Consider the following 24,023-nt stretch of genomic DNA (forward strand, 5'->3'; position numbering starts at 1 on the left):
AGCTTTTGTTTTTTAACCACAATTTACCAAATTATAATAAACCTTTTCAATCCATTCTTGGTGATTAGGATGTGCAATCTTCACCATTTCTTGGGTTCGCTGTTTTAATGTTTTTCCATACAAATCAGCAATACCGTTTTCAGTAATAATATACTGAACGTGAGAACGTGTTGATACAACACCTGCTCCTTGTTTGAGATAGGGAACTATTCTACTTTCTCCTCTATTAGTAACAGAAGGTAAGGCAATAATAGCTTTTCCGCCCGGGCTTAGTGATGCGCCTCGAATAAAATCCATTTGCCCACCTACACCAGAATACATTTTTGCCCCAATGGAATCAGCACAAACTTGTCCTGTTACATCAACTTCAATAGCTGAATTTATGGCCACCATTTTAGGGTTTTTCCTAATCCGAGCGGTATCGTTTACGATTGAAGACTCTTTCATTTCTATAAACGGATTATCATTAACAAAATCATACAATCGTTTTGAACCTACCAGAAAAGTAGCCAATGCACGCCCTCTTGATGTGCCTTTATAATTACAATTGATGACATCATTCTCTATCAAATCTATAACTCCATCTGAAAACATTTCAGTATGTAATCCTAAGTTTTTATGATTTGTTAATTTTGCTAAAGCAGCGTTGGGTATTGAACCTATACCCATTTGTAAAGTACTCTCATCTTCAATTAAAGAAGCAATGTAAGCCCCTATTTTATCCTCTAATGGAGATATTTTTTCCATTTCATGAGCGTAAATGGGCTGGTTTACCTCAACCAGATAATCTATCTCAGAAACATGAAGAATTCCATCTCCAAAAGTTCTTGGCATCTGAGGATTCACTTGTGCAATTACCGTAGTTGCGTTTTCAATTGCTGCCAAAGTAGCTTCAACAGAAACGCCCAATGAACAGTAGCCGTGACTATCTGGCGGCGAAACATGAATTAAAACTACATTTAGTGGAAGTACTTTTTTTCGAAACAAATAAGGCAGTTCACTCAAAAAAACTGGTGTGTATGACCCATTGCCTGCGGCCAATGTATGCCGAACATTTTTACCAATAAAAAAAGAGTTTACATGAAAACTTTCAGCTAACTCTGGATTTGCATAAGGCGCTTCACCTTCGGTATGCAAATGACATATTTCAACATTTTTTAATTCGGCGGCTCTTTCTGAAAGTGCTTTGGTTAAAATTGTTGGACAAGCCGCTGCAGCTTGAACATAAACTCTGTCATTTGATTTTACAACTTTAACCGCTTCATCAGCTGTAACATATTTGCTCATAGTAGTGAAAAATTGATTGAATCAAATTTAAGATTTAATCCGTATAAAAAATATGACAAAACTCATAGTACAAATGAAATGTAAAAAAGAATTGCCAGACATATTTTACATAAATAAAAGTTAAAATTTCACAATTAATAGTATTACTATTATATTTGCAATTGAATTTATCAATCAAGATATTCTGTCAAATGTTAAAAACAACTTTTTCCATATTTCATTTTGTGTTCATTACTATTAGTATCCTATTTACTTCCCTTAGTAGTGCGCAAAATAATAGAAGCAAAGAAACCAATTCCATTGGATGGTACACCTATAATGGTACTCTGAAAATAAATGAAAAATTTGGGATACATACAGAGTATCAATGGCGAAGAGAAAACACCATTACCGAATGGCAGCAAAGCTTACTTCGTTTGGGAGTTAATTACCAACTTAACTCTAAAGTTCAATTGCGATTAGGCTATGGTTGGATTGAAACCTTTCCTTATGGAACAACTCCAATCAATAATTTTGGTAAAGATTTTACTGAACATAGAATTTTTCAAGTAGCTACAATAACTGATAAAACGTCGATTGTCGAATTGTCGCATCGATTTATGTTGGAACAAAGATGGATTGGCCGCTACTCTAATCCCAATTTGACTAATGAGAACGAATATCTTTTTGCAAATAGATTACGCTATATGTTTAGAATTCAGATTCCTTTAAAAGGAAATGCCATAAATGACAAAACACCATATTTAGCGGCTTATGATGAACTATTCATCGGCTTTGGACAAAATGTAAACGAAAATGTATTCGATCAAAATAGATTAGGTTTCGTTCTTGGATATAAAATAAATAAGAACATTAAATTGGAAGCTGGCTATCTAAATCAGATTCTTCAACTGGGAAGAGAAGTAAATTCAAAAAATGTATTTCAATACAATAATGGTGTTATTCTGAATACCATTTTAAATTTTGATTCAAGTAAAAACAGAACTAATACTCAATAATTAAGAATTAACCCTTATTCGATGGAAAATTTACTGTCAACTATAAAAATTCAAGTCAACGAAAAGATTTATGTTAAGGATCCTGAAACATCCATTTTAGGAAAAAAAATTATTGAAAAGAGTATTCTTCTCATAGATGAAATAGGCTTTGAGGAATTTACTTTCAAAAAACTTGGTGACTTGATAGGGTCAAATGAAAGTTCTATCTATCGTTATTTTGAAAACAAGCACAAATTGTTAATCTATTTATGTTCTTGGTATTGGAGTTGGATGGAATATAGACTGGTATTTACTACAAATAATTTAACTGATCCTTTGGAAAAACTAAAAAAAGCAATAGCCATAGTAACAGAAAAAGTGGAAGATGACTCAAATACCTCACACATCAATGAATCGATTTTGAATAAAATTATAGTTGCAGAGTTTACCAAAACTTTACACACGAAAGAAGTAGATAGAGAAAACAAAGAAGGGTTTTTCTTGATTTATAAAAGAGTAATAAACCGAATTGTGGCTATGGTTCATGAAGTAAATCCCGATTATAATTTTGCAAAAAGTTTAACCTCAACAATAGTTGAAGGGGCTTTACACCAACATTTTCTTCAAAATCATTTAAAAACTATTACCGATTGTAATGACTCTGTGAGTCCTACTGATTTTTACTTAAATTTAATTGAAACAACACTAAAAAATAAATAAGATGACCCCATTAAAACGATTCTATAGCTTGTTACGCTTAGACCGAAAAGATGTATTGCAAATTATTTTTTATGCCATTTTTTCAGGATTGATAAGTTTATCATTACCACTGGGCATTCAAGCAATCATCAATTTTATCCAATCAGGAAGAATAAGTACTTCATGGATTGTATTGATTGTATTAGTGGTGCTAGGAGTTGTATTTGTAGGCATTCTATCCTTAATGCAACTTCGAATAACCGAAAATTTACAGCAAAAATTATTTGTTCGTTCCTCATTTGAATTTGCTTATCGACTTCCTAAGATAAAGTTTGAAGAAATATATGCTACTTATCCACCAGAATTGGCTAATCGTTTCTTCGATACGCTAACCATTCAAAAAGGGACATCAAAATTACTTATTGATTTTTCTGCAGCCTTATTGCAAATCGCTTTTGGTATTATTCTTCTATCCTTTTACCATCCGTTTTTTATTGTTTTTGGGTTTTTCTTGGCTATTCTTTTATACTCCATCTTCAAATTTTCATACCATCAAGGTTTGGATAGCAGTTTAAAAGAATCCAAATACAAGTATAAAGTAGCGGGCTGGTTGCAAGAGATAGCTAGAAACAATTTCAGTTTCAGAAGACAAAACAATTTTGATTTTGCGCTTCAAAAAAACGACAATTTGGTAAGCAATTACTTGAATTATAGAGAAAAACACTTTAGTATTATTCAGCGTCAGTTTACACAACTCATCATCTTCAAAGTAATTATTACTGCAAGTTTATTGCTAATTGGTGGGTTTTTAGTTCTTAATCAACAAATGAATATTGGACAATTCGTTGCTGCCGAAATTGTTATTTTATTAGTCATTAACTCCGTTGAAAAATTGATTTTAGGATTAGAAACTTTTTATGATGTATTGACTTCCATAGAAAAAATTGGTCAGGTAACCGACATGAACTTAGAAGAAGAGTCAAATACAAATATTTTAGATTGTCTTTTGAACATAACTTTAGAAACTGAAAATATAAAATTTAAATTTCCAGATTCTACAGAGCCTGTCTTGCAAAACATTTCTTTAACTATACAACAAGGTGAAAAAATAATTATAAGTGGCGAAAATGGAGCAGGAAAAACAACCTTAATACGTTTACTTTCAGGACTTATTCAGCCAACATCAGGTACCTTTTTTATAAATGACGATACATTTAAAAAAATAGACTTAAAACAATATCGTTCACACATAGGCACTATCATTCAAGGGGAAACCCCTTTTAAAGGAACAATTTTAGAAAACATCACATTTAATAATCCCGATGTAACTCAAGAAGATTTAAAGTGGGCGTTAGATGCGGTTCAACTTACTCCTTACATAAAGACCTTACCAGAGGGATTAAACACAAGAATCTTTCCAGAAGGAAAACAATTATCATCTTCAAATGCTCAAAAAATTCTTTTGGCAAGAAGTATAATTAATAAACCTCGTATTCTGTTTCTTGAAAATCCTACTGACAAAATGGATGAACAAGTTGCCAAAGAAATTATTGAATTCATATTGTCTGAAAAAAATAAATGGACCGTAATTGTGTCTTCAAGCAATAAACACTGGAAGAACAACTGTACTCGAGAAATCATAATGAATAATGGAGCAATAATTAAAGATTTAAAAAAATAATTTGTTATGCTGAACTTAACAGAAAAAAATAAAGCCAATCAAGCATCCTTGGGTCAATTTTCTACGATAAAAAATCTTGAAAACAGACCTCATTATAAGATGTTGAATAGAATAATAGCCATTTTTTCCATAATAGTAGTGCTGTTTTTGTTCTTACCATGGACTCAAAACATATCTGGCTCTGGTTCTGTTACCACTCTAAAACCCGACCAAAGACCACAAACCATTCACACGGCAATTGCTGGAAGAATTGAAAAATGGTATGTAAAAGAAGGAGATTTTGTCAATAAAGGCGATACCATTCTTTTTATTTCAGAAACTAAAGAAGAATATCTCGACCCAAACCTTGTAAATATCACAAAAAATCAAGTTGAAGCTAAAAAACTTGCACAACAATCCTATAGCGGAAAAGTGACTTCATTATCCGCTCAAATTCAGGCCATTGAAAACGAAAAAAAATTAAAATTACAGCAAGCCAGTAATAAGATTAGACAATCTATATTGAAAGTAAAAAGCGACAGCATGGACCTAGTAGCCGTTAGAACACAGGTAAAAATCGCAACGACTCAATTCAACCGATCTTTGGCTTTGAACAAAGAAGGGTTGAAACCATTAACAGATGTAGAAGAAAAACGTTTAAAACTGCAGGAAGTTGAAGCGAAAATTATAACCCAAGAAAATAAATTGCTCGCTAGCGAAAACGAATTGATTAATGCGAAAGTAGAAATCAATAGAATTTCTGCTGAATATGCCGAAAAAGATTCAAAAGCCAGAAGCGACCAGTTTACGGCTCTAAGCAATCAGTATGACACAAAAGCTCAAGTCAACAAATTAGAAAACCAATACGCCAACTACAAAATTAGAAACGGAATGTACTATATAAAAGCTCCACAAAGCGGTTATATAAACAGGGCATTACAATCTGGAATTGGCGAAACTATCAAAGAAGGTACCCAAATTGTGAGTATCATGCCTGCAAAATATGATGTAGCTGTCGAAACTTATGTCAGTCCAACCGACTTACCTTTAATTCATAAAGGAGAAAAAGTTAGGGTTTGGTTTGACGGTTGGCCTACAATTGTTTTTTCAGGTTGGCCCAACATGTCCTATGGAACTTTTGGAGGAAAAATAGTAGCAGTAGAAACCTACATCAGTGAGAATGGGAAATTTAGAGTTCTCATTGCTCCAGATGAAACGGAAGAAGCTTGGCCAAAACAAATCAGTATGGGCTCAGGCGCTCAGACACTAGCTTTACTAGACGATGTTCCAGTTTGGTTTGAAATTTGGAGAACCCTTAATGGATTTCCTCCTAATTATTACCAACCTAAAAACACTTCAACAAAAGATAAAAAATAATGAAAAAGCTTTTAATTCTTTTATTATGTTGTGGGCATTGGGCTTTTGGGCAACTAAACAGTTCAAAGGAATTCACCTATAATGAATTCTTAGGATATGTAAAAAAATACCATCCGATGGTAAAAAATGCCAATTTGGAATTGAATAAAGCTCAAGCTAATCTACTGATGGCTCGTGGAGGATTCGATCCAAAAATTGAAGTTGATTTTAGTAAAAAACAATTCAAAAATTCGGAGTATTATTCGATTTTAAATAGCAGCTTTAAAATTCCAACTTGGTATGGTATTGAAGTAAAAGCAAGCTTTGACAACAATGAAGGTATTTATCTCAACCCCGAAAACTCAGTTCCCAATCAGGGATTGACATCCTTAGGCGTATTCGTTCCACTTGGACAAGGATTATTTATTAATCAACGAATGGCAGATGTACGAAAAGCAAAAATACAACTCCAACTAAGTAATGCTGAAAGAAAACTTCAAGCCGTTGCTGTATTGTATGAAGGTTCTGTTGCTTATTTCAATTGGAAGAAAAACTATAATGAAGTAAAGCTCTATGAAAACTATCTAAAGAATGCTCAAATCCGTTTTAAAGGAATCCAAACGCTAATACAACAAGGTGATAAACCTGCTATTGATAGTGTGGAAGCTGGAATAATTGTAAAAAATAGATTGCTTAGCTTGGAAGATTCTCGTTTAAAATTGAACAAAGCTAAATTAGAACTCTCCAATTTTTTATGGCTAGAAAATAACATTCCACTTGAACTTTCTGACGAACTCATACCAGAAGAAAAATTAGAGCTCACCATACAAGAAACGCTAAAAACAAATGATTTATTGGGCAGTCAATTCTCAATCACAAATCATCCAAAAATTAATGCGCTACAAAGTAAGATTAACATGTTAAACGTTGACAGAAAGCTAAAAGCCAATATGCTCTTGCCAAAAGTTGACATTGGGTATTCCTATTTATCAGAACCAAGTTACTTTGATAATTACCAATTTGAAGATTACAAAATTGGATTGAATTTTTATTTTCCTCTATTTTTAAGAAAAGAGAGAGGAGGCTTAAAACTTGCTAAATTTAAAGTTCAAGAAACTGAATTTGCTCTGGCAGTTGAAAAAGTGCAATTGACCAATAAAATAAATGCGCAAAAAATTGAGATAGCATCAATACTCAAACAAAAAGAATTAATTAAAGAATTGGTGGAAGATAATAATCTAATGCTCAACTCAGAGGAACGACTGTTTTCTTTCGGTGAAAGCTCAATGTTTTTAATCAATTCAAGAGAAAATAATTTAGTTACCGCACAATTATCATTGATAGCAATGGAAAACAGATATTACATCTCTAATTCAGAGTTGTTTAAAATTATGGCAAATCCGGATTAAATAACATAAAATAGTTACTTTTGCAGACTGAAAAACAGGTCTTATGATTATCCAGAAAACAAGAGAAGAAATAGAACTCATGCGCGAAAGTGCACTTATCGTTTCTAAAACTCTAGGCATGATTGCCAGCGAAATTAAACCCGGAGTTTCCACATTATATCTAGACAAACGTGCCGAAGAATTTATTCGTGACCATGGTGCTGTTCCTAGTTTTCTTGGCTTGTATGGTTTTCCTAATTCGCTTTGCATGAGCCCTAATGCACAAGTAGTTCATGGAATTCCAAATGACAAACCACTCGAAAGCGGCGATGTAATATCTGTAGATTGTGGTGCATTCAAAAATGGGTTTCATGGAGATCACGCCTATTCATTTGAAATTGGAGAAGTATCCGAAGAAACTAAAAAGCTACTACGAGTAACAAAAGAAAGTTTATATGTAGGTATCCGCGAATTTAAAGCTGGAAATCGAGTGGAAGATGTTGGAAATGCCATTCAAAAATATACAGAAAGTTATGGCTATGGCGTAGTACGAGAATTAGTAGGCCATGGTCTAGGTCAAAAAATGCACGAAGACCCAGAAATGCCTAACTATGGGAAACGAGGTCGAGGAAAACTATTTGTTGAGGGTATGGTAGTTGCGATTGAGCCAATGATTAACATGGGAACACGAAACATCAAACAGTTAAAGGACGGCTGGACTATACTTACTGCCGATGGAAAACCAAGTGCCCATTTTGAACATGATGTTGCCTTGGTTGATGGAAAACCAGAATTATTGTCCACATTCGCTTATATCTATAAAGCATTGGGAATTGAAAGTAACGAAGAAGATGAATTTAGAAAAGAGCCACTAAAACTATAATGAAAAGAATTTTTAAATTTATACTCAACGTCATCCCTAGACCAATACTCATTCGGCTGAGCTATGTGGCTAGACCTATTTTAGCTTTTGTTTTAAAAGGAAATAAATTCACTGACCCTATCGACGGTAAGAGTTTTAGCATGTTCCTTCCCTATGGCTATGGCACTCAACGAAATAATGTACTTTCGCCTAGCACCTTATCTTTGGAAAGACACCGCTTGCTTTGGCTCTATTTAAAAAATGAAACCGATTTTTTTACTTCAATAGAAAAGAAGAAAGTATTGCATTTTGCCCCTGAACAGGCTTTTTATAAACTGTTTCGAAATCAAAAAAATCTAGACTATACTACTACCGACTTATTTTCTCCTCTTGCAGATGTTAAAGCTGACATCTGTAATTTGCCTTTTCCAGACAATCAATACGATATTATTTTGTGTAATCATGTTTTGGAACATATCCCAGATGACACTAAGGCGATGAGTGAATTATACAGAGTTTTAAAACCTGGCGGAATGGCTATCCTACAAATCCCACAAGATCTTTCAAGAAAAGAAACTTTTTCAGATGATAGTATAACCGACCCAAAAGAAAGAGCTAAAATTTTTGGTCAATACGACCATGTACGCATTTATGGTCTTGATTATTTTGACAAACTAAGAAGCATAGGATTTAAAGTTGTTGAAGAAAATTACACACTAAAAATTAGCACTGAAGAAGTAGAGAAATATTGCCTGGCTAAAGGAGAAATTATACCTGTTTGTTACAAATAAGTTAATTTTAAATCAAGCAGTTCATTTCAATATTATCTTTACATTTACACTACAGAAAATATTCATAATTTATGATGAACTCCTTGAAGATAACTTTAATTGCACTGTTACTAAGCCTAGTTGCGCATGCACAAGTTGAAAAAGAAGTGTTGCCTCCCTACAACATAAAAACAGTTTCTTTTGTTCAAAATGGTGAAAATATGATTCCAATATTTAGGCTTGGAGACTCTTTTCAACTGCAATTCGATGACTTATTTGGAAGCGAAGCCAATTATTATTATCGATTTGTACACTGCAATTACGATTGGACTCCTTCTGACCTTACCCGAAATGAATATTTAAAAGGATTTGACGATCAAAGAATTCAAGACTATACCAATTCCTTCAACACACTTCAACTCTATTCTCATTACAAAGTACAATTCCCTAATAAATTTACCCAGCTATCTGTAAGCGGAAACTATATTATTAAAATTTTAAACGAAGATAGAGAAGTCATTTTTTCACGTAAATTTATTGTATACGAGGACTTGGTTTCAGTGCCTATGCAAATAAAAACTGCCAGAAATATCAAAGACTTAAATCACAAACATAATATTGATTTCTCCATAAAATCGAATACTATTTTATTTCAAAGCCCTTTAAAAAACGTTAAAGTTTTATTACTTCAAAATGGCGTTTTAGCAACTGGAATTACCAATATAAAACCCATGTATACTGTGGGCAATGACTTGATTTACAAATACGATAGTGAAACCCAATTTTGGGCAGGAAATGAATATTTAAACTTTGAAAATAAAGACATTAGAGCTGCTAATAACCTTGTTGGATTTGTAGATTCTTCAGGTGGCGTTTACAATTCTCATCTTTATACTAATGCTGCACGAGCAAAACTTCAATACACGTACTTCCCTGATATTAACGGGAACTTTGTTGTAAAATGCTTAAACAGAGAAAATAACGAAATCGAAGCCGATTATGCTTGGGTCTTTTTCAGTCTTTCTGCACCTAGTTATTATGGTAAAGATGATATTTATGTTAACGGAATGTTCAACAACTACGCACTAACTCCAGAATATAAAATGGAGTACAACCAAGCCAAAGGAACTTACGAAAAAGCCATCATGATTAAACAGGGCTTCACCAATTTTAAATATGTAATAGCAGATAAATATGGGAAAATCGATGAAGAAAATGCTATCGATGGCAATTTTTATCAAACAGAGAACAACTATTTCGCCATTGTTTATTATAAAGAAAATAATGCCCGATACGACCGTGTAATTGGTAAAGGAATAGCTACTTCGACCAATATTATAAATTAAATCACATAAAATTTAACTTAAAATTGACATTTCAATTTGTAATTTTCGTAAATTTGACCTGATAAATAGGACATTAGTATGGTTTCTCAAATAACAAGAGGTATAAAAATTTCAGTTTTGACGACTTTTGAAGGTACTTACTTCAAAAATCACAAGATTCATTTTGCCTTTAGTTATGAAATTACCATTGAAAATCAGGGCAAAGATTCTGTTCAGTTAATTTCTAGACATTGGGAAATTTTTGACTCATTAAACGAAATAGAAATTGTTGATGGTGAAGGAGTTATCGGCAAAAAACCCGTTTTAAAATCGGGAGAGTCTCACACTTATACTTCAGGATGTCTGTTGTCTTCCCCATTTGGTTCTATGCATGGCTATTTCAATATGGTAAATTTTACCACAACAAAAAATTTTAGAGTTATTGTTCCTTCATTCAAATTGAGTGCCCCTTTTGCCTTGAACTAATTGCAAAACAAAAAAAAGAAATTGTTTTGTAAAATTGCATTTCTATCTATAAATTATCAAATTTTCCTTTGTACTTTTGTTTAAAACTAAATAATTCTCATTATTTTAAGTTATTTATATTCATAATTATCATTCATTTGAAAACCATTAATGAGTGAAACTAAATTCAAAGAATATGTTAAAAGGATTTTTTCATGTACCAAAAGCAGTTAACGAGCCTGTAAAATCGTACACTCCAAATTCTCCAGAAAAAGCAGCTGTATTGGAAGCCTATAAGAAAATGTGGAACTCAAAAATTGATGTTCCTTTATATATAGGGAGTGACGAAATTAAAACGGGTAACACCAGAAACATGACAGCGCCTCATGACCACAAACATGCCGTAGGAACCTATCATATTGCCGAAAAACACCATGTAGAAAAAGCAATTGCCACTGCTCTTGAAGCCAAAAAAAAATGGGCAAATCTCGCATGGGAACAACGAGCTGCCATTTTCTTAAAAGCTGCTGAATTGATTGCTGGTCCTTACAGAGCTAGGATTAATGCCGCTACGATGATTGCACAATCTAAAAATATTTTTCAAGCAGAAATCGATGCTTCATGTGAGTTAATTGACTTTCTACGATACAATGTAGAATTTATGACTCAAATATACAACGACCAACCCAAATCAGATTCGGCTGTTTGGAACCGTTTAGAATATCGTCCGCTTGAAGGATTTGTTTATGCCATTACTCCTTTTAATTTCACGGCAATTGCTGCTAATCTTCCTGCAAGTGCCGCTATGATGGGAAATGTTGTAGTATGGAAACCTAGTGATAGTCAAGTTTTCTCAGCTAAGATAATCATTGATGTTTTTAAAGAAGCAGGAGTTCCTGATGGCGTTATTAATGTTGTTTTTGGAGATGCGCAAATGATAAGTGATACTGTTTTTGCCAGTCGTGATTTTGCTGGTATTCATTTTACTGGTTCTACTCATGTTTTTAAAGATATTTGGGCAAAAATTGGAGCCAACATTCATCACTACAAAACCTATCCTCGAATTGTTGGGGAAACAGGAGGTAAAGATTTTATTCTAGCTCATCCCAGTGCCAATGTGAAACAAGTTGTTACTGGAATTGTACGTGGAGCCTTTGAATTTCAGGGACAGAAATGCTCTGCTGCCTCTAGAGCCTATATCCCAAAAAGTTTATGGAATGATGTGAAATCGCAATTAATTGCCGATGTAAAATCGATAAAAATGGGTTCGCCTGAGGATTTTAGCAACTTTGTAACTGCTGTGATTCACGAGGGTTCTTTTGACAAACTAGCGCGTTATATTGACCAAGCTAAAAAAGATAATGATGCTGAAATTCTAGTTGGTGGAAATTACGATAAGTCTGTTGGATATTTCATTGAGCCTACTGTAATTGTTACTACAAATCCGAAATATACCACTATGGAAACGGAATTGTTTGGACCCATAATTACGATTTTTGTTTATGAAGATGCAAAATGGAATGAAACATTACTACTTGTAGACGAAACATCAGAGTATGCCCTAACAGGAGCCATTTTTAGTCAAGATAGATACGCTATTGAAGAAGCTACAATTGCACTTCAAAATGCTTCTGGAAATTTGTATATCAATGACAAACCTACTGGAGCAGTCGTGGGAATGCAACCTTTTGGTGGAGCAAGAGCCTCAGGAACCAATGATAAAGCAGGTTCAGCTTTAAACTTATTGCGTTGGGTTTCACCAAGAACTATCAAAGAAACATTTGTTGTCCCAGAAGATTATAGATATCCCTTTTTAGGAGAATAAAATTTTATTCTATCGTGTAGAAAGCCCAATTTTGTTGGGCTTTTACTATTTCTAAAAAAAGCTTTTTCTTTTGTATCTTTGGCCTTCATACAATAACTTAAACAAATGAAAACAACCTTTCTTTTTTTACTTCTCTTTTTTTCAAGTTTAAATTTTGCGCAGAATGCTATTGATTCTTATTTTGGCAGTGATAAAGCAGTTTACGATGTCGTTGATTCCGGCACAACTCTTGACCAAACCAACTCAGGTGCAAATTTGGTTTGGAACTTTGATTCTTTTAGCAAAATTGGTCAATCTGATGATACTGTATCTACTCCATCAACAAGCGAGTTAACTTCTTATCCTAATTCCACAAAAAAAGTAACCATAAACAGTTTGCTTTTCTCTACAAGTGCTACTAGTAGTTCCGAAATCTTTTCTTCCAAAATTGCCAATGTAGAATCTATAACCGCTTTAAAAAACAACGACTTAGAGCTTAATTATAAAACCAACAATGCCAAACTTGGCACTTTCCCGATGAATTTTGGAAATACAACCACTGATGCAACTGCTGGAACCTACGTTTATGGTATGTATCTAGGCACTTTTACTGGTACTATTGTCACTTCGTTTGACGCTTATGGAACCTTGGTGATGAATGATATTGGAAACGGAATGTTCAACGACAATGCTTCTCGTTTAAAAACAGTTCAAAATATTACCCTGAATTATGGTGTGTTGACGAATGTTGGAACCATAACACAAACCACTTACAGTTACTTTAACACCACTTTCAATAGCTCTAATAGTTTGATTTTAAGAAATGTAACTACTGTTGTAAGTGTTCCTTTGCTTGGCATCAATCAAACAGTGACGCAAACTGAACGCTTTAACACTATGAATCTAAGCGTGAATGAACCAACGTTAGTATTGAAACAAATTCAAATTACTCCAAATCCTGCTGAAGATGTATTACATATCACAAGCAAAGAAAAAATAGAGTCCGTGCGTATTTCTGATAGTAATGGAAGACTAATTATCAATAGCAATTATACCGAAAACTACTTAAATGTAAGTTACTTAGAAAAAGGGATTTACTTTGCAGCCATCAAAACCGATAAAGGAACAATTGTAAAAAAATTTATAAAAAAATAGTTTCCTCTGAATTATGCCTTGAATTTTAAAGGCAAGTGAACCACTTTTTTAGTTTCGAAAAAATCAGGTTCAAAAAAGTCAGCAATGTTGTATTCGGTGGCTTTAGGGAAAGCTGCTAATTCTTCGGTTAAATCTCCTCCTTTGAGATACAGAATCCCATTTTTGAGTTCGTGTTTGTTTTGCTTTTTGATTTTATCTTTTATCCAAGACACAAAATCAGGCATATTGGTTACGGCTCGACTAACTATAAAATCGAAATCACCTTTTACACTTTCAGCTCGCATTTGCTCGGCTTTTACATTCTTGAGTTCTAGAGCTTCGGCAACGGCTTTTACTACATTGATTTTTTTCAGAATTACATCTATCAAATAAAAACGCGTTTCTGGAAACAAAATAGCCAATGGAATTCCGGGAAAACCTCCACCAGTTCCAACGTCTAAAACATAGGTGCCTGGCTCGAATTTTTGAACCTTGGCAATGGCTAAAGAATGCAGCACATGTTTGACATACAATTCATCAATATCTTTTCGGGAAATCACATTAATTTTGGCATTCCAATCTTGATATACATCGTATAATTTTTCAAATTGTTCTTTCTGTACAGTCGTTATTTCAGGGAAATACTTCAGGATTTCTTCCATGTTTTAATTTTTAACAAAAGTAACACTTTTAGTGTTGAAATATTTAACTCTATTTTATCTGTCAAAAATTTATAATAATTACCTTTGCGTTTTATGTTTAAAATTATATGAATACCACAGCTCCTACATTTGCCAAGCAGGATAATTTAAAATTTTTCAGAACCCTTAATGCTAAAGTAAACAATTACTTTAAAGAAAATAATATTCAAAAAACCGGAAATTGGAAATTATATTTAAAAACCATCATTCTTTTTACTGTTTTCTTGACTCCTTATTTTCTAATCATAACGCTAACAAACATGCCTTTTTGGTTGTTCCTTCTGCTTTCTATTGTACTAGGAATAGGAATGGCAGGCATTGGAATGAATGTAATGCACGATGGAAATCACGGTTCCTATTCCAATAAAAATTGGGTTAACAAATTTATGGGAGGCACCATTTATATTCTTGCAGGCAACGTCTACAACTGGCAAGTGCAACACAATGTTTTGCACCATACCTACACCAATATACACGGTCATGATGAAGATTTAGATGCAGGTCGTATCATTCGTTTTACCAAAGATGCGAAATGGTACAGTTTTCATAGATTTCAACATTATTACTCTGTGTTTTTATACGGATTATTGACTTTCAACTGGGCTTTAACTACCGACTTCAAGCAAATGAGAGCCTATTTAAAACGGAAGTTGTCTTATGGAGAAGCCAAAAGCACCAAAATCCTTTGGACGACTTTAGTAATTACAAAAGTCATCTATTTTTCGGTTTGGATTGTGCTGCCAATCGTTATTGGGATTACATGGTGGAAGGTTTTAATTGGTTTCTTTGTCATGCATTACACCGCTGGATTGATTCTAAGTATTGTCTTTCAGTTAGCACATGTTGTTGACGAAACAGAAAACCCAAAACCAAATGATTCTGGTGAAATGGAAAACACTTGGGCGATACATCAATTATTTACTACCGTTAATTTTGCACCAAAAAACTGGATTGTCAATTGGTACACTGGCGGATTAAACCATCAAATTGAGCACCATTTGTTTCCTAATATTAGTCATATTCACTACGGAAAAATTGCGAAGTTAGTCAAAGAAACTGCCCAAGATTGTAACCTTCCGTATCACGAATACAAAACCATGAGAAGTGCCGTAATTGCACATTTCAAACACTTAAAAGAATTAGGAATGCAACCTAAACTCACTACTTAAAATAACTACAATACATATAAAAATGAATCCATTATCCGATAGAATAAACAATTTGGCTACCTCGCAAACATTAGCCATGGCCGCATTGGCCAGAGAACTAAAAGCACAAGGAAAAGACATCATCAGTTTGAGTCTTGGCGAGCCTGATTTTAATACGCCTGACTTTATCAAAGAAGCTGCAAAAAAAGCTATTGACGAAAATTACAGCACCTATTCTCCAGTTGATGGCTATGTAGAGCTAAAAGAAGCTATCTGCCGCAAGTTTAAAAGAGACAATGGCTTAGACTACAAACCGTCTCAAATTGTGGTTTCAACAGGAGCTAAGCAATCGCTTTATAACATTGCTCAGGTAATGTTGAACGACGGTGATGAAGTGATATTGCCTGCGCCTTATTGGGTTTCTTATTTTGAAATTGTAAAATTATCTGGTGGTGTTCCTGTAGAAGTTCCTACTTCTGTAGAAACAGACTTTAAAATTACCCCTGAACAATTAGAGGCTGCTATTACGCCAAAAACAAAAATGATTTGGTACAGTTCGCCTTGTAACCCAAGTGGCTCTGTTTACAGCAGAGAAGAATTGACTGCTTTGGCTAAAGTATTGGAAAAATACCCTAATATTTATGTTGTTGCCGATGAAATCTATGAGCACATTAATTTCTCAGGAACCTTTTGTAGCATCGCTTCTATTCCAGGAATGTTAGACCGAACCATCACAGTAAATGGTGTTGCAAAAGCATTTGCTATGACAGGATGGAGAATTGGTTATATTGGCGCACCAGAATTTATTGCTAAGGCTTGTACTAAAATTCAAGGGCAAGTGACTAGTGGCGCTAATAGTATTGCACAACGTGCTACCATTACTGCTGTAGATGCTGATCCATCGGTATTGAATGAAATGGTGCAAGCGTTCCACAGCCGTAGAGATTTGGTAGTGGGTTTGATTAAAGAGATTCCGGGGATGAAAATTAACGTTCCAGAAGGTGCCTTTTATGTGTTTCCAGATGTTTCTTCTTTCTTTGGGAAAACATTAAACGGAACCAAGATAAACAATGCCGATGATTTCTCTATGTACCTTCTATCCGAAGCTAATGTGGCTACTGTAACCGGTGATGCCTTTGGAAATCCAAACTGCATTCGTTTCTCCTACGCTACAAGTGAAGACATTCTAAAAGAAGCGCTCCGCCGCATTAAGGAAGCGGTTACCACTTCTGAAGTTTTAGCATAAAAACACAAGCCTCAAGATATCTTGAGGCTTTTTTTATGGATTTATTTTTCGAATGACCTTGGCGGGATTTCCAACTGCCAATGAATGCTCTGGAATATCTTTTGTCACGACGGCTCCCGCGCCAATGGTACAACCGCTTCCTATTGTAACTCCGGGGCAAATAACTGCATTCCCTCCTATCCAACAATCATCACCTATGAAAATGGGTTTTGAAAATTCTACCGTTCGTCTTTGAATGGGATTCAGTGGATGAGTTGCGGTGTAGATATGAACACCAGGACCAAAGAACACATTGTTTCCAATTTCGATTTTCATGGTGTCAAGAACGACGCAGTTTACATTGAAATACACATTTTCTCCACAATGAATGTTATAGCCATAATCACAATGAAACGGTGGCTCTATGTACAATCCTTTGCCTGCATTGGGCAATAATTGGCTCAAAATAGTCTTAGCCTTTTCATTCATTAGGTATTCAGTGACATTCAATTTGTGTAATAATTTTTTGGCCTTAGTTCGCTCTGTCACTAAAACATCGTCATTGGCAAAATAGATTTCACCAGCAAGCATTTTCTCTTTTTCGGTTTTCATAATCCAAATATACCCCAACCTATTAAATAAACCAATACTTCGCTGGAAAAGACATTCTGAAAATGCGTGGTTAAAACGAATACACATTCTTTAGGAATTTCTACAAAAATAGTATAGCCCAAACCTTTTGGGGTACATCCCAAGAGTTTGGGTATTGATCCCGAAAGCTTCGGGATACAGCCCGTAAATTGCGGGATTGAACCCGAGAGCTTTGGGGTCGAGCCCGAAGGTTCTGGGATTGAACCCGAAGGCTTCGGGCTGTAGCCCGAGAGTTCCGGGCTGCAACCCGAAAAGGTATTTTTTTAGTAAAAAAAGCCTCAAACTACGGGTATTTGCTAGAGAAACTCCTTTTTACAGCGCTTTATATACTATTTCTTCCTCTGATAATTTAAAGGTTTTGCTGAATTATTTTATTTATATTTGGAAGATAATACGATATAAAGTAGTGCGTATGCACAAGTTTACACAACTTATGATTAACACTCCAAAACAAAATACAGATGAAAAAAAAATAATATCATTACAAAAGCTAATGATAATCATTGTCATTATTTGGGCAATGTCTGCGGAAATAAGCTGGTTGGCATTTTCAGATTGGTCAAAAAGTGGAGCTTTTGCTGACACATTTGGTGCAGTTAATTCACTGTTTTCCGGTTTGGCTTTAGCAGCAATTATTTACACAATTTATTTACAAAAAATTGAACTTGCCTTACAACGAAAAGAGTTAGAATATACAAGAGAGGAATTATCCCGTACAGCTGATGCTCAAGAAAAATCAGTTTTTATGATGAATGAACAGATTCGTCTTTCAAATCTTCCTTTTTTACAATATAGTTCCAAAGTTATTAGAGGAATAAATTCTTTAATAATATTCAATGAAAGTGAACATCCAGCATTTGATATTGATATTTGGTTATTTGTTACAGAAAATGAAGAAGATTATCCACATAGTGTATTTATCGAAAAATATATAAAAGATGAACATAAGCAAAATGTAAACTTAGATTTAATAGCAGAAGAAATTTGGGGGATTTCTGAAAGAGGAATATATCACTCTTTCCCAAAAAGCAAAAAAATTATTATTCCTATTGATTATCCAATCGGAACTGGTTCATTTGAAATTTATGTTCAATATAGGGATAACCTAGGAAATAATTACTCTCAAAATATTTGGTTTATGTCACAAGAAGATAAACTAAATCCATTTCGTGATGCTATTTATCAACCAAACTTTCCAACAATTACTAATAGAATTGATTTACTCGATGTGAATTTAACTGAAAATGATTTACCAGAAATCGCAAAAGAATTAACTGAATTGAAGAAAGCCACAATTTTCGGCTCATATCTGAAGGACAGTGATTTCAAAGGTGTTGAATATAGGTGGGAAATGAAAAACGTATAAAACCTGCATATAACAAAGAACTGTGCTTTAAAAACAAATGAAAAATGATATTTTTGGACTATGAAATCCATCCTTCAAAATATCTCCTCTCGTATAACTTCTGCAAAACCGCAAACCATAGCACTAATTTTTCATCACTCCATTTTCAAAAGATAAACTTCTGTATCTTTATATTACAACAAAAGAAAACATATTAAAAACGCTGAAAGCTAATAAGCTTAAACTTTTTAAATTTGAACGTTGAGTTTAAACTTAAAAATCTTTATTTATATTTGTGAATGCAAAATCACTTAAAAGATGAACTACACAATGTCCTTTCAGGAAAGAGCGAAATTAGGTTTGGAGCAACTATCCAAGCAGTCTCCCGTTACCTTAACAATGGCGAGAAAGCAAGCCCAACTTTTGAAGTCGAAAAGCATTTCAAAAAACAAGAAACAGAGAAGTTAGAAAAGTACATTTCAGCGAATAATCTCTGGATAAAAGACATTGATTTCTCTCAATATGTCAGTGAAGGTGCTGAACAAAAAGTTTATCTAAAAGATAGCGAGCACGTCTTAAAACTAAACGACAGTATTTACTACAGTTCATGGAAAGATTATTTTTACAACTTATTATTGCACAACTATTTTTTTTCAGACACAGCATATGAACTTATTGGATTTACCAAAGACAATGAGGTTTTATATGCAGTAGTGAAACAGAATTATGTCTCAATAACATCTAATACAAATCTGACCGATGTTAAAGCGTTTCTAACGCTAAACGGGTTTGAAAACAATCGTAATAATGATTATTACAACCCTGATTTAGGAATAATTTTGGAAGATTTACACGATGAAAATGTATTGACCAGAAATGGAATACTATACTTTATTGATACCGTCTTTTATTTGACCGAAAATTTCTGGAAAATTTAAGACTACCGCTAACAAAGAACTCTACTTAAAAAACAAATAAAAAATGATACTTTTGAACCAATGCAATCCATCCTTCAAAATATCTCCAAGTACGTTACATTAACTGCAGAAGAAGAGCAGTTGTTTCTATCTAAAACGGAAACGAAAACTGTAAAAACCAAAACCATTTTGTTGAGTGCTGGTGAGATATCCCGATATACTTATTTTGTGAATTCTGGTATTCTGCGCAGTTTCAACATTAACGACAACATTATCGAGCACGTCTTGCATTTTGCCTGTGAAGGCTGGTGGATTGGGGATATGTACAGCTATATTGCTGAAAAACCCGGAAATTTATTTATCGAGGTGCTAGAAGATGCCGAAATTGTAGTTATCTCAAAAGCACATCATCAGCAATTGTATCATGATATCCCAAAGTTGGAACGCTTTTTTAGAATATTGACCGAAAACTCACTGGTAGTGCATCAAGAACGATTGATGGACAACCTGAGTTTGACTGCTGAGGAGCGTTTTGAAAAATTCTGTAGCAAATACCCAACCTTGATTCAAAAAATCCCTCAAAAACACATTGCTTCCTATATTGGCGTCACGCCTGAGTTTTTCAGCAAAATGAAAGCACGGCTGTTGAAGAAATAGCTCTAATTCACCCACTAAAACCCGAAACACTCATTTCTTAATCTAGGTTAAGTGAGTTCTGCTACTGCCCATTGTACATTTGTATCATAATAATTACTAAATTTATACGATATGAAAAATACAGTTATACACAGAGCGAATACAAGAGGTCATGCTAACCATGGTTGGTTGAATGCGTATCATAGTTTTAGTTTTGCCAGTTGGTATAATCCAGAACGAGTACAATTCGGAGTGTTACGCGTTTTGAACGATGATACTATTGCTGCTGGAATTGGTTTTGGAACGCATCCGCACGACAATATGGAAATTATCACTATTCCACTCGAAGGTGATTTGGCTCACAAAGACAGCATGGGAAATGCAGAAACTATCAAAACGGGCGATGTGCAAGTCATGAGTGCTGGAACTGGAATTCAACACAGTGAGTTCAATCCTAATGCGGACCAACAGACTAAACTTTTCCAAATTTGGTTATTTCCAAAAGTGAGAAATGTAGTGCCTCGATACCAACAAATTACTTTGGACAAATCTTTAGAAAAAAATGATTTTGCGCAAATACTATCTCCAAATGCCGATGATGCTGGCGTATGGATTCATCAAGACGCTTGGTTTTATTTGAGTGATTTTGATAAAGGTTTTTCGAAACAACTTGCGTTGAAAAAAGAAGGCAATGGTTTTTACATCATGACTATTGAAGGTGATATTGAAGTGGATGGTGAGAAATTAGAAAAAAGAGATGCTATTGGTATTTGGGAAACTTCCGCAATTGAGATTAAAGCCAATACTGACGCTAAATTTTTAGTTATGGAAATTCCTATGGAGCAGTAAAGGAGTGGTCGGTAATCAGTGGTCATTGATCAGTATTCAGTGATCAGTGGTCAGTATTCAGTAATCAGTTAAATAGAATTTATGAGTGAAGTACAACTAAAAATCAATGGGGATAAAGGATTTTTCTTCATTGATGTCGATGAAAAACACGAGGCCATGATGACCTTTGTTTTTGCAGGCAAGGACAAAATCATCATTGAACACACGGAAGTAAACCCAGGCAATGAAGGGAAAGGTTTTGGTAAAAAAATGGTAACCAAAGCGGTCGAGTATGCACGAGAAAACGGCATTAAAATTATTCCTCTTTGCCCTTTTGCTAAAAGTGTTTTTGATAAAACCCCTGCATTTAAAGACGTTTTATAATTATGGAAAAATTGTTAGAACAGGACATCGTTGGTCAAATTGGTTCCCAAAAATACCTTTGTACTATTTCATGGCGCAATGGCACGTTACTGATGGACGAACCCGAGAATGTGGGCGGACAAAATATTGGGCCTGACCCATTTTCAACTTTTTTAGCGTCGTTGGCGAGTTGTACCCTATCGACCTTGCGCATGTACATTGACCGCAAAGGTTGGGACATTCCAGAAATTTCTATATCACTCAATTTGACTCAGGAAAACGCGGGTGAAATAGTTACTACCATTAGCCGTGAGATTACTTTTTCAACAGCCGTATCCGAAGAAATTAAAGCTCGATTGCTGATAATAGCCGAAAAATGTCCCGTTTCTAAAATTTTAAAAAATCAAGTACTCATTAACACCACACTATAAATCATGGATCCTAAAAACCTCATCAAAGAATACAGTAATGGAGAAGTAACCATTGTATGGCAATCTGGAAAATGCATACATTCTGGAAATTGCGTTCGAAATAATCCCGATGTTTTCAAACCCAAAGAAAAGCCATGGATTACTCCTGAAAACTCGACTACTGAGAACATTATTGAAACCATAAAAAAATGCCCTTCGGGTGCACTAACCTATTATTTAAATACCAATAAATGAAGAAAATCATAGCTTTTGCTGGTTCATCGAGTAGAAATTCTATCAACAAACAGCTGGCGGTGTATGCTGCCCATTTGTTTGAAAATGCTGAAGTTGAAGTTTTAGATTTAAACGATTATGAAATGCCTGTTTTTTCTGTAGACAAAGAAAAAGAACAAGGAATTCATTCACTAGCCCATGATTTTTATGCCAAAATAGGCACTGCTGATTTGATTGTGCTTTCGCTTGCAGAACATAACGGAGCCTATTCTTCGGCTTTCAAAAACACTTTAGATTGGGCTTCGAGAATTAATGCTAAAACGTTTCAAGAAAAACCCATGTTACTATTAGCCACTTCGCCGGGAGCGAGAGGCGGAAGTACTGTTCTAGATATTGCTACTAAACGGTTTCCGTTTCAGGGTGCGGTTGTAAAAGGTAGCTTTTCCTTGCCTAGTTTTTATGAAAATTTTGATGTTGTACATGGAATTATTAATCCCGAATTGAAAAATCAGTTATTGGATACCATCAAATCAATTGAATTTTAATTTTATTAGTACTTTTGCCTTTCAAATTCAACAAAAACTAACAATTCAGCATCACATGAAAGCATACGTTTTTCCTGGACAAGGAGCTCAATTTACCGGAATGGGTAAAGATTTATATGAAAATTCGGCTTTAGCCAAGGAATTATTCGAAAAAGCGAATGACATTCTAGGTTTTAGAATCACCGATATTATGTTTGAAGGCACTGCCGAAGAATTGAAAGAAACCAAAGTGACACAGCCTGCTGTTTTTTTACATTCGGTTATTCTTGCAAAAACACTAGATATTAAACCGGATATGGTTGCTGGTCATTCTTTGGGCGAATTTTCCGCATTGGTTGCCAATGGTGCTTTATCTTTCGAAGATGCCTTGAAATTGGTTTCTCAGCGTGCTATAGCCATGCAAAAAGCTTGCGAAATTACACCTTCAACGATGGCTGCGGTTTTGAACCTAGACGATTCAATCGTAGAAGACATTTGCGCGTCTATTGATGGAGTTGTTGTAGCTGCCAATTATAACTGTCCGGGACAATTGGTTATCTCAGGAGAATACAAAGCAGTAGAATTGGCTTGTGAAAAAATGAAAGAGGCTGGAGCGAAACGCGCTTTGATTTTACCTGTTGGTGGCGCTTTCCACTCCCCTATGATGGAGCCTGCTAGAGAAGAACTAGCTGCTGCGATTGAGGCCACTACCTTCGCTACTCCTATTTGTCCTGTGTATCAAAACGTAACAGCAAGTGCGGTTTCTGACCCAAATGAAATCAAAAAAAACCTAATTATTCAATTGACAGCCCCAGTAAAATGGACCCAATCGGTACAACAAATGATAAAAGATGGAGCGACTAGTTTCACTGAAGTTGGTCCAGGGAAAGTTTTGGTTGGATTAGTGAATAAAATTGATAAAGAAGTAGAAACGATTTCTGCTTAATAAAATTCAAAAAACAAAAACTAAAAGTCCTCATAACTAAATATTTATGAGGACTTTTTTTAATTATCTTAGTACATAAATCTAAACCAAAAAATATCATGAAAAACATTTTCACAACACTAGTGTTCATTATATTGCTAATTTCTTGTAAACCTGAAACCAAAGAAAAATTAGACGATGCCAAAAATGCGATTGGAACCGAAATAAAAGAAACAATAGATTCAGCTACAATAAAAGCCGAAACCGCTTTGGATTCTACAAAAATAAAAGTGAAATCTAAAGTAGATACTATAGTTGTCAAAAGCGCACAAAAAGTAGAAGAAGCTGCAAAAAAAGTAAAAGAATCAGTAAATAAATAAATTACTCAT

Annotated in this window: 26 protein-coding genes; 23 read left to right on the forward strand and 3 right to left on the reverse strand. The window is 34.4% G+C overall.

Annotated features, from left to right (window positions below):
- Positions 1–12 precede the first annotated feature (12 nt).
- Complete coding sequence (locus AC23L6_RS07920) at positions 13–1,287, reverse strand: acetyl-CoA hydrolase/transferase family protein (protein ID WP_487561629.1); 1,275 nt, start codon at positions 1,285–1,287, stop codon at positions 13–15.
- A 191-nt stretch (positions 1,288–1,478) separates the two neighbouring features.
- Between AC23L6_RS07920 and AC23L6_RS07925 the strand changes: the two genes are divergently transcribed.
- The 11 genes from AC23L6_RS07925 (at position 1,479) to AC23L6_RS07975 (ending at position 13,748) form a co-directional block, all read left to right on the forward strand.
- Positions 1,479–2,285, forward strand: a complete 807-nt coding sequence (locus AC23L6_RS07925; RefSeq protein ID WP_487561630.1) for a DUF2490 domain-containing protein — start codon at positions 1,479–1,481, stop codon at positions 2,283–2,285.
- A gap of 21 nt (positions 2,286–2,306) precedes the next feature.
- A complete protein-coding gene (locus AC23L6_RS07930) occupies positions 2,307–2,984 on the forward strand; it encodes a TetR/AcrR family transcriptional regulator (RefSeq protein ID WP_487561631.1) in 678 nt (225 codons plus the stop codon).
- A 1-nt stretch (position 2,985) separates the two neighbouring features.
- Positions 2,986–4,644 (forward strand): peptidase domain-containing ABC transporter, encoded by a 1,659-nt coding sequence (locus AC23L6_RS07935; protein WP_487561632.1) that lies wholly within the window; start codon positions 2,986–2,988, stop codon positions 4,642–4,644.
- Positions 4,645–4,650: 6 nt separating this feature from the next.
- Complete coding sequence (locus AC23L6_RS07940; RefSeq protein ID WP_487561633.1) at positions 4,651–6,000, forward strand: HlyD family secretion protein; 1,350 nt, start codon at positions 4,651–4,653, stop codon at positions 5,998–6,000.
- Positions 6,000–7,388, forward strand: a complete 1,389-nt coding sequence (locus AC23L6_RS07945; protein WP_487561634.1) for a TolC family protein — start codon at positions 6,000–6,002, stop codon at positions 7,386–7,388. Before AC23L6_RS07940 ends, AC23L6_RS07945 begins: the two co-directional genes overlap by 1 nt.
- A 43-nt stretch (positions 7,389–7,431) precedes the next feature.
- On the forward strand, positions 7,432–8,250 hold the full coding sequence (map, locus tag AC23L6_RS07950) for a type I methionyl aminopeptidase (RefSeq protein WP_487561635.1): 819 nt from the start codon (positions 7,432–7,434) through the stop codon (positions 8,248–8,250).
- Positions 8,250–9,020, forward strand: coding sequence for a methyltransferase domain-containing protein (locus AC23L6_RS07955; RefSeq protein ID WP_487561636.1), 771 nt, complete (start codon positions 8,250–8,252; stop codon positions 9,018–9,020). Before map ends, AC23L6_RS07955 begins: the two co-directional genes overlap by 1 nt.
- A 71-nt stretch (positions 9,021–9,091) precedes the next feature.
- Entirely contained in the window at positions 9,092–10,345 is a 1,254-nt protein-coding gene (locus AC23L6_RS07960) for a type IX secretion system plug protein (protein ID WP_487561637.1), read from the forward strand.
- Positions 10,346–10,423: 78 nt separating this feature from the next.
- Positions 10,424–10,810 carry a Co2+/Mg2+ efflux protein ApaG gene (gene apaG / locus AC23L6_RS07965; protein ID WP_487561638.1) on the forward strand — a complete coding sequence of 129 codons (387 nt, stop codon included), beginning with the start codon at positions 10,424–10,426 and terminating at the stop codon, positions 10,808–10,810.
- A 175-nt stretch (positions 10,811–10,985) separates the two neighbouring features.
- Positions 10,986–12,614 (forward strand): L-glutamate gamma-semialdehyde dehydrogenase, encoded by a 1,629-nt coding sequence (gene pruA / locus AC23L6_RS07970; RefSeq protein WP_487561639.1) that lies wholly within the window; start codon positions 10,986–10,988, stop codon positions 12,612–12,614.
- Between the two features lie 105 nt (positions 12,615–12,719).
- Positions 12,720–13,748 carry a T9SS type A sorting domain-containing protein gene (locus AC23L6_RS07975; RefSeq protein WP_487561640.1) on the forward strand — a complete coding sequence of 343 codons (1,029 nt, stop codon included), beginning with the start codon at positions 12,720–12,722 and terminating at the stop codon, positions 13,746–13,748.
- Positions 13,749–13,759: 11 nt separating this feature from the next.
- Here AC23L6_RS07975 and rsmG read toward each other — a convergent pair whose 3' ends face one another.
- A complete protein-coding gene (gene rsmG / locus AC23L6_RS07980) occupies positions 13,760–14,389 on the reverse strand; it encodes a 16S rRNA (guanine(527)-N(7))-methyltransferase RsmG (protein WP_487561641.1) in 630 nt (209 codons plus the stop codon).
- 107 nt (positions 14,390–14,496) lie between these two features.
- Between rsmG and AC23L6_RS07985 the strand changes: the two genes are divergently transcribed.
- Together AC23L6_RS07985 and AC23L6_RS07990 are read left to right on the forward strand one after the other, a co-directional pair.
- The gene (locus AC23L6_RS07985; protein WP_487561642.1) at positions 14,497–15,597 is read left to right on the forward strand and encodes a fatty acid desaturase family protein; all 1,101 of its coding nucleotides are present in this window, start codon (positions 14,497–14,499) and stop codon (positions 15,595–15,597) included.
- A 22-nt stretch (positions 15,598–15,619) separates the two neighbouring features.
- Positions 15,620–16,822 carry a pyridoxal phosphate-dependent aminotransferase gene (locus AC23L6_RS07990; RefSeq protein WP_487561643.1) on the forward strand — a complete coding sequence of 401 codons (1,203 nt, stop codon included), beginning with the start codon at positions 15,620–15,622 and terminating at the stop codon, positions 16,820–16,822.
- Between the two features lie 33 nt (positions 16,823–16,855).
- Here AC23L6_RS07990 and AC23L6_RS07995 read toward each other — a convergent pair whose 3' ends face one another.
- Positions 16,856–17,413 carry a sugar O-acetyltransferase gene (locus AC23L6_RS07995; protein ID WP_487561644.1) on the reverse strand — a complete coding sequence of 186 codons (558 nt, stop codon included), beginning with the start codon at positions 17,411–17,413 and terminating at the stop codon, positions 16,856–16,858.
- Between the two features lie 451 nt (positions 17,414–17,864).
- On the opposite strand from AC23L6_RS07995, the gene AC23L6_RS08000 reads away from it, so the two are divergent.
- From AC23L6_RS08000 to AC23L6_RS08045, 10 genes are all read left to right on the forward strand, one after another.
- Positions 17,865–18,818 (forward strand): hypothetical protein, encoded by a 954-nt coding sequence (locus AC23L6_RS08000; RefSeq protein ID WP_487561645.1) that lies wholly within the window; start codon positions 17,865–17,867, stop codon positions 18,816–18,818.
- A gap of 278 nt (positions 18,819–19,096) precedes the next feature.
- Positions 19,097–19,735: a putative polyvalent protein kinase domain-containing protein gene (locus tag AC23L6_RS08005; protein ID WP_487561646.1), complete on the forward strand. Its 639-nt coding sequence runs from the start codon at positions 19,097–19,099 to the stop codon at positions 19,733–19,735.
- Between the two features lie 60 nt (positions 19,736–19,795).
- Positions 19,796–20,371, forward strand: a complete 576-nt coding sequence (locus AC23L6_RS08010) for a Crp/Fnr family transcriptional regulator (protein ID WP_487561647.1) — start codon at positions 19,796–19,798, stop codon at positions 20,369–20,371.
- A gap of 111 nt (positions 20,372–20,482) precedes the next feature.
- Positions 20,483–21,199 (forward strand): pirin family protein, encoded by a 717-nt coding sequence (locus AC23L6_RS08015; RefSeq protein ID WP_487561648.1) that lies wholly within the window; start codon positions 20,483–20,485, stop codon positions 21,197–21,199.
- An 81-nt stretch (positions 21,200–21,280) separates the two neighbouring features.
- Positions 21,281–21,562 carry a GNAT family N-acetyltransferase gene (locus tag AC23L6_RS08020; protein WP_487561649.1) on the forward strand — a complete coding sequence of 94 codons (282 nt, stop codon included), beginning with the start codon at positions 21,281–21,283 and terminating at the stop codon, positions 21,560–21,562.
- Positions 21,563–21,564: 2 nt separating this feature from the next.
- On the forward strand, positions 21,565–21,972 hold the full coding sequence (locus AC23L6_RS08025) for an OsmC family protein (protein WP_487561650.1): 408 nt from the start codon (positions 21,565–21,567) through the stop codon (positions 21,970–21,972).
- Between the two features lie 3 nt (positions 21,973–21,975).
- Positions 21,976–22,206, forward strand: coding sequence for a (4Fe-4S)-binding protein (locus AC23L6_RS08030; protein WP_487561651.1), 231 nt, complete (start codon positions 21,976–21,978; stop codon positions 22,204–22,206).
- Entirely contained in the window at positions 22,203–22,730 is a 528-nt protein-coding gene (locus tag AC23L6_RS08035; protein WP_487561652.1) for an NADPH-dependent FMN reductase, read from the forward strand. The genes AC23L6_RS08030 and AC23L6_RS08035 overlap by 4 nt, the downstream gene beginning before the upstream one ends.
- 55 nt (positions 22,731–22,785) lie before the next feature.
- Positions 22,786–23,655 carry an ACP S-malonyltransferase gene (fabD, locus tag AC23L6_RS08040; protein WP_487561653.1) on the forward strand — a complete coding sequence of 290 codons (870 nt, stop codon included), beginning with the start codon at positions 22,786–22,788 and terminating at the stop codon, positions 23,653–23,655.
- 98 nt (positions 23,656–23,753) lie between these two features.
- Complete coding sequence (locus AC23L6_RS08045) at positions 23,754–24,014, forward strand: hypothetical protein (protein WP_487561654.1); 261 nt, start codon at positions 23,754–23,756, stop codon at positions 24,012–24,014.
- Positions 24,015–24,023: the final 9 nt, after the last annotated feature.

This window comes from Flavobacterium sp. R1_16, assembly GCF_057652095.1.

Excerpts from the sequence above, each read along its gene's own strand:
- AC23L6_RS07960 (WP_487561637.1), top strand. The coding sequence starts at position 9,092 with ATGATGAACTCCTTGAAGATAACTTTAATTGCACTGTTACTAAGCCTA.
- AC23L6_RS07925 (WP_487561630.1), top strand. The coding sequence starts at position 1,479 with ATGTTAAAAACAACTTTTTCCATATTTCATTTTGTGTTCATTACTATT.
- AC23L6_RS08010 (WP_487561647.1), top strand. The coding sequence starts at position 19,796 with ATGCAATCCATCCTTCAAAATATCTCCAAGTACGTTACATTAACTGCA.
- AC23L6_RS07945 (WP_487561634.1), top strand. The coding sequence starts at position 6,000 with ATGAAAAAGCTTTTAATTCTTTTATTATGTTGTGGGCATTGGGCTTTT.
- AC23L6_RS07995 (WP_487561644.1), bottom strand. The coding sequence starts at position 17,413 with ATGAAAACCGAAAAAGAGAAAATGCTTGCTGGTGAAATCTATTTTGCC.
- fabD (WP_487561653.1), top strand. The coding sequence starts at position 22,786 with ATGAAAGCATACGTTTTTCCTGGACAAGGAGCTCAATTTACCGGAATG.
- AC23L6_RS07935 (WP_487561632.1), top strand. The coding sequence starts at position 2,986 with ATGACCCCATTAAAACGATTCTATAGCTTGTTACGCTTAGACCGAAAA.
- rsmG (WP_487561641.1), bottom strand. The coding sequence starts at position 14,389 with ATGGAAGAAATCCTGAAGTATTTCCCTGAAATAACGACTGTACAGAAA.
- AC23L6_RS07985 (WP_487561642.1), top strand. The coding sequence starts at position 14,497 with ATGAATACCACAGCTCCTACATTTGCCAAGCAGGATAATTTAAAATTT.
- AC23L6_RS08000 (WP_487561645.1), top strand. The coding sequence starts at position 17,865 with ATGCACAAGTTTACACAACTTATGATTAACACTCCAAAACAAAATACA.
- AC23L6_RS08030 (WP_487561651.1), top strand. The coding sequence starts at position 21,976 with ATGGATCCTAAAAACCTCATCAAAGAATACAGTAATGGAGAAGTAACC.
- AC23L6_RS07975 (WP_487561640.1), top strand. The coding sequence starts at position 12,720 with ATGAAAACAACCTTTCTTTTTTTACTTCTCTTTTTTTCAAGTTTAAAT.
- map (WP_487561635.1), top strand. The coding sequence starts at position 7,432 with ATGATTATCCAGAAAACAAGAGAAGAAATAGAACTCATGCGCGAAAGT.
- AC23L6_RS08025 (WP_487561650.1), top strand. The coding sequence starts at position 21,565 with ATGGAAAAATTGTTAGAACAGGACATCGTTGGTCAAATTGGTTCCCAA.
- AC23L6_RS08015 (WP_487561648.1), top strand. The coding sequence starts at position 20,483 with ATGAAAAATACAGTTATACACAGAGCGAATACAAGAGGTCATGCTAAC.
- AC23L6_RS08020 (WP_487561649.1), top strand. The coding sequence starts at position 21,281 with ATGAGTGAAGTACAACTAAAAATCAATGGGGATAAAGGATTTTTCTTC.
- AC23L6_RS07990 (WP_487561643.1), top strand. The coding sequence starts at position 15,620 with ATGAATCCATTATCCGATAGAATAAACAATTTGGCTACCTCGCAAACA.
- apaG (WP_487561638.1), top strand. The coding sequence starts at position 10,424 with ATGGTTTCTCAAATAACAAGAGGTATAAAAATTTCAGTTTTGACGACT.
- AC23L6_RS07955 (WP_487561636.1), top strand. The coding sequence starts at position 8,250 with ATGAAAAGAATTTTTAAATTTATACTCAACGTCATCCCTAGACCAATA.
- pruA (WP_487561639.1), top strand. The coding sequence starts at position 10,986 with ATGTTAAAAGGATTTTTTCATGTACCAAAAGCAGTTAACGAGCCTGTA.
- AC23L6_RS08035 (WP_487561652.1), top strand. The coding sequence starts at position 22,203 with ATGAAGAAAATCATAGCTTTTGCTGGTTCATCGAGTAGAAATTCTATC.
- AC23L6_RS07930 (WP_487561631.1), top strand. The coding sequence starts at position 2,307 with ATGGAAAATTTACTGTCAACTATAAAAATTCAAGTCAACGAAAAGATT.
- AC23L6_RS08005 (WP_487561646.1), top strand. The coding sequence starts at position 19,097 with ATGCAAAATCACTTAAAAGATGAACTACACAATGTCCTTTCAGGAAAG.
- AC23L6_RS08045 (WP_487561654.1), top strand. The coding sequence starts at position 23,754 with ATGAAAAACATTTTCACAACACTAGTGTTCATTATATTGCTAATTTCT.
- AC23L6_RS07920 (WP_487561629.1), bottom strand. The coding sequence starts at position 1,287 with ATGAGCAAATATGTTACAGCTGATGAAGCGGTTAAAGTTGTAAAATCA.
- AC23L6_RS07940 (WP_487561633.1), top strand. The coding sequence starts at position 4,651 with ATGCTGAACTTAACAGAAAAAAATAAAGCCAATCAAGCATCCTTGGGT.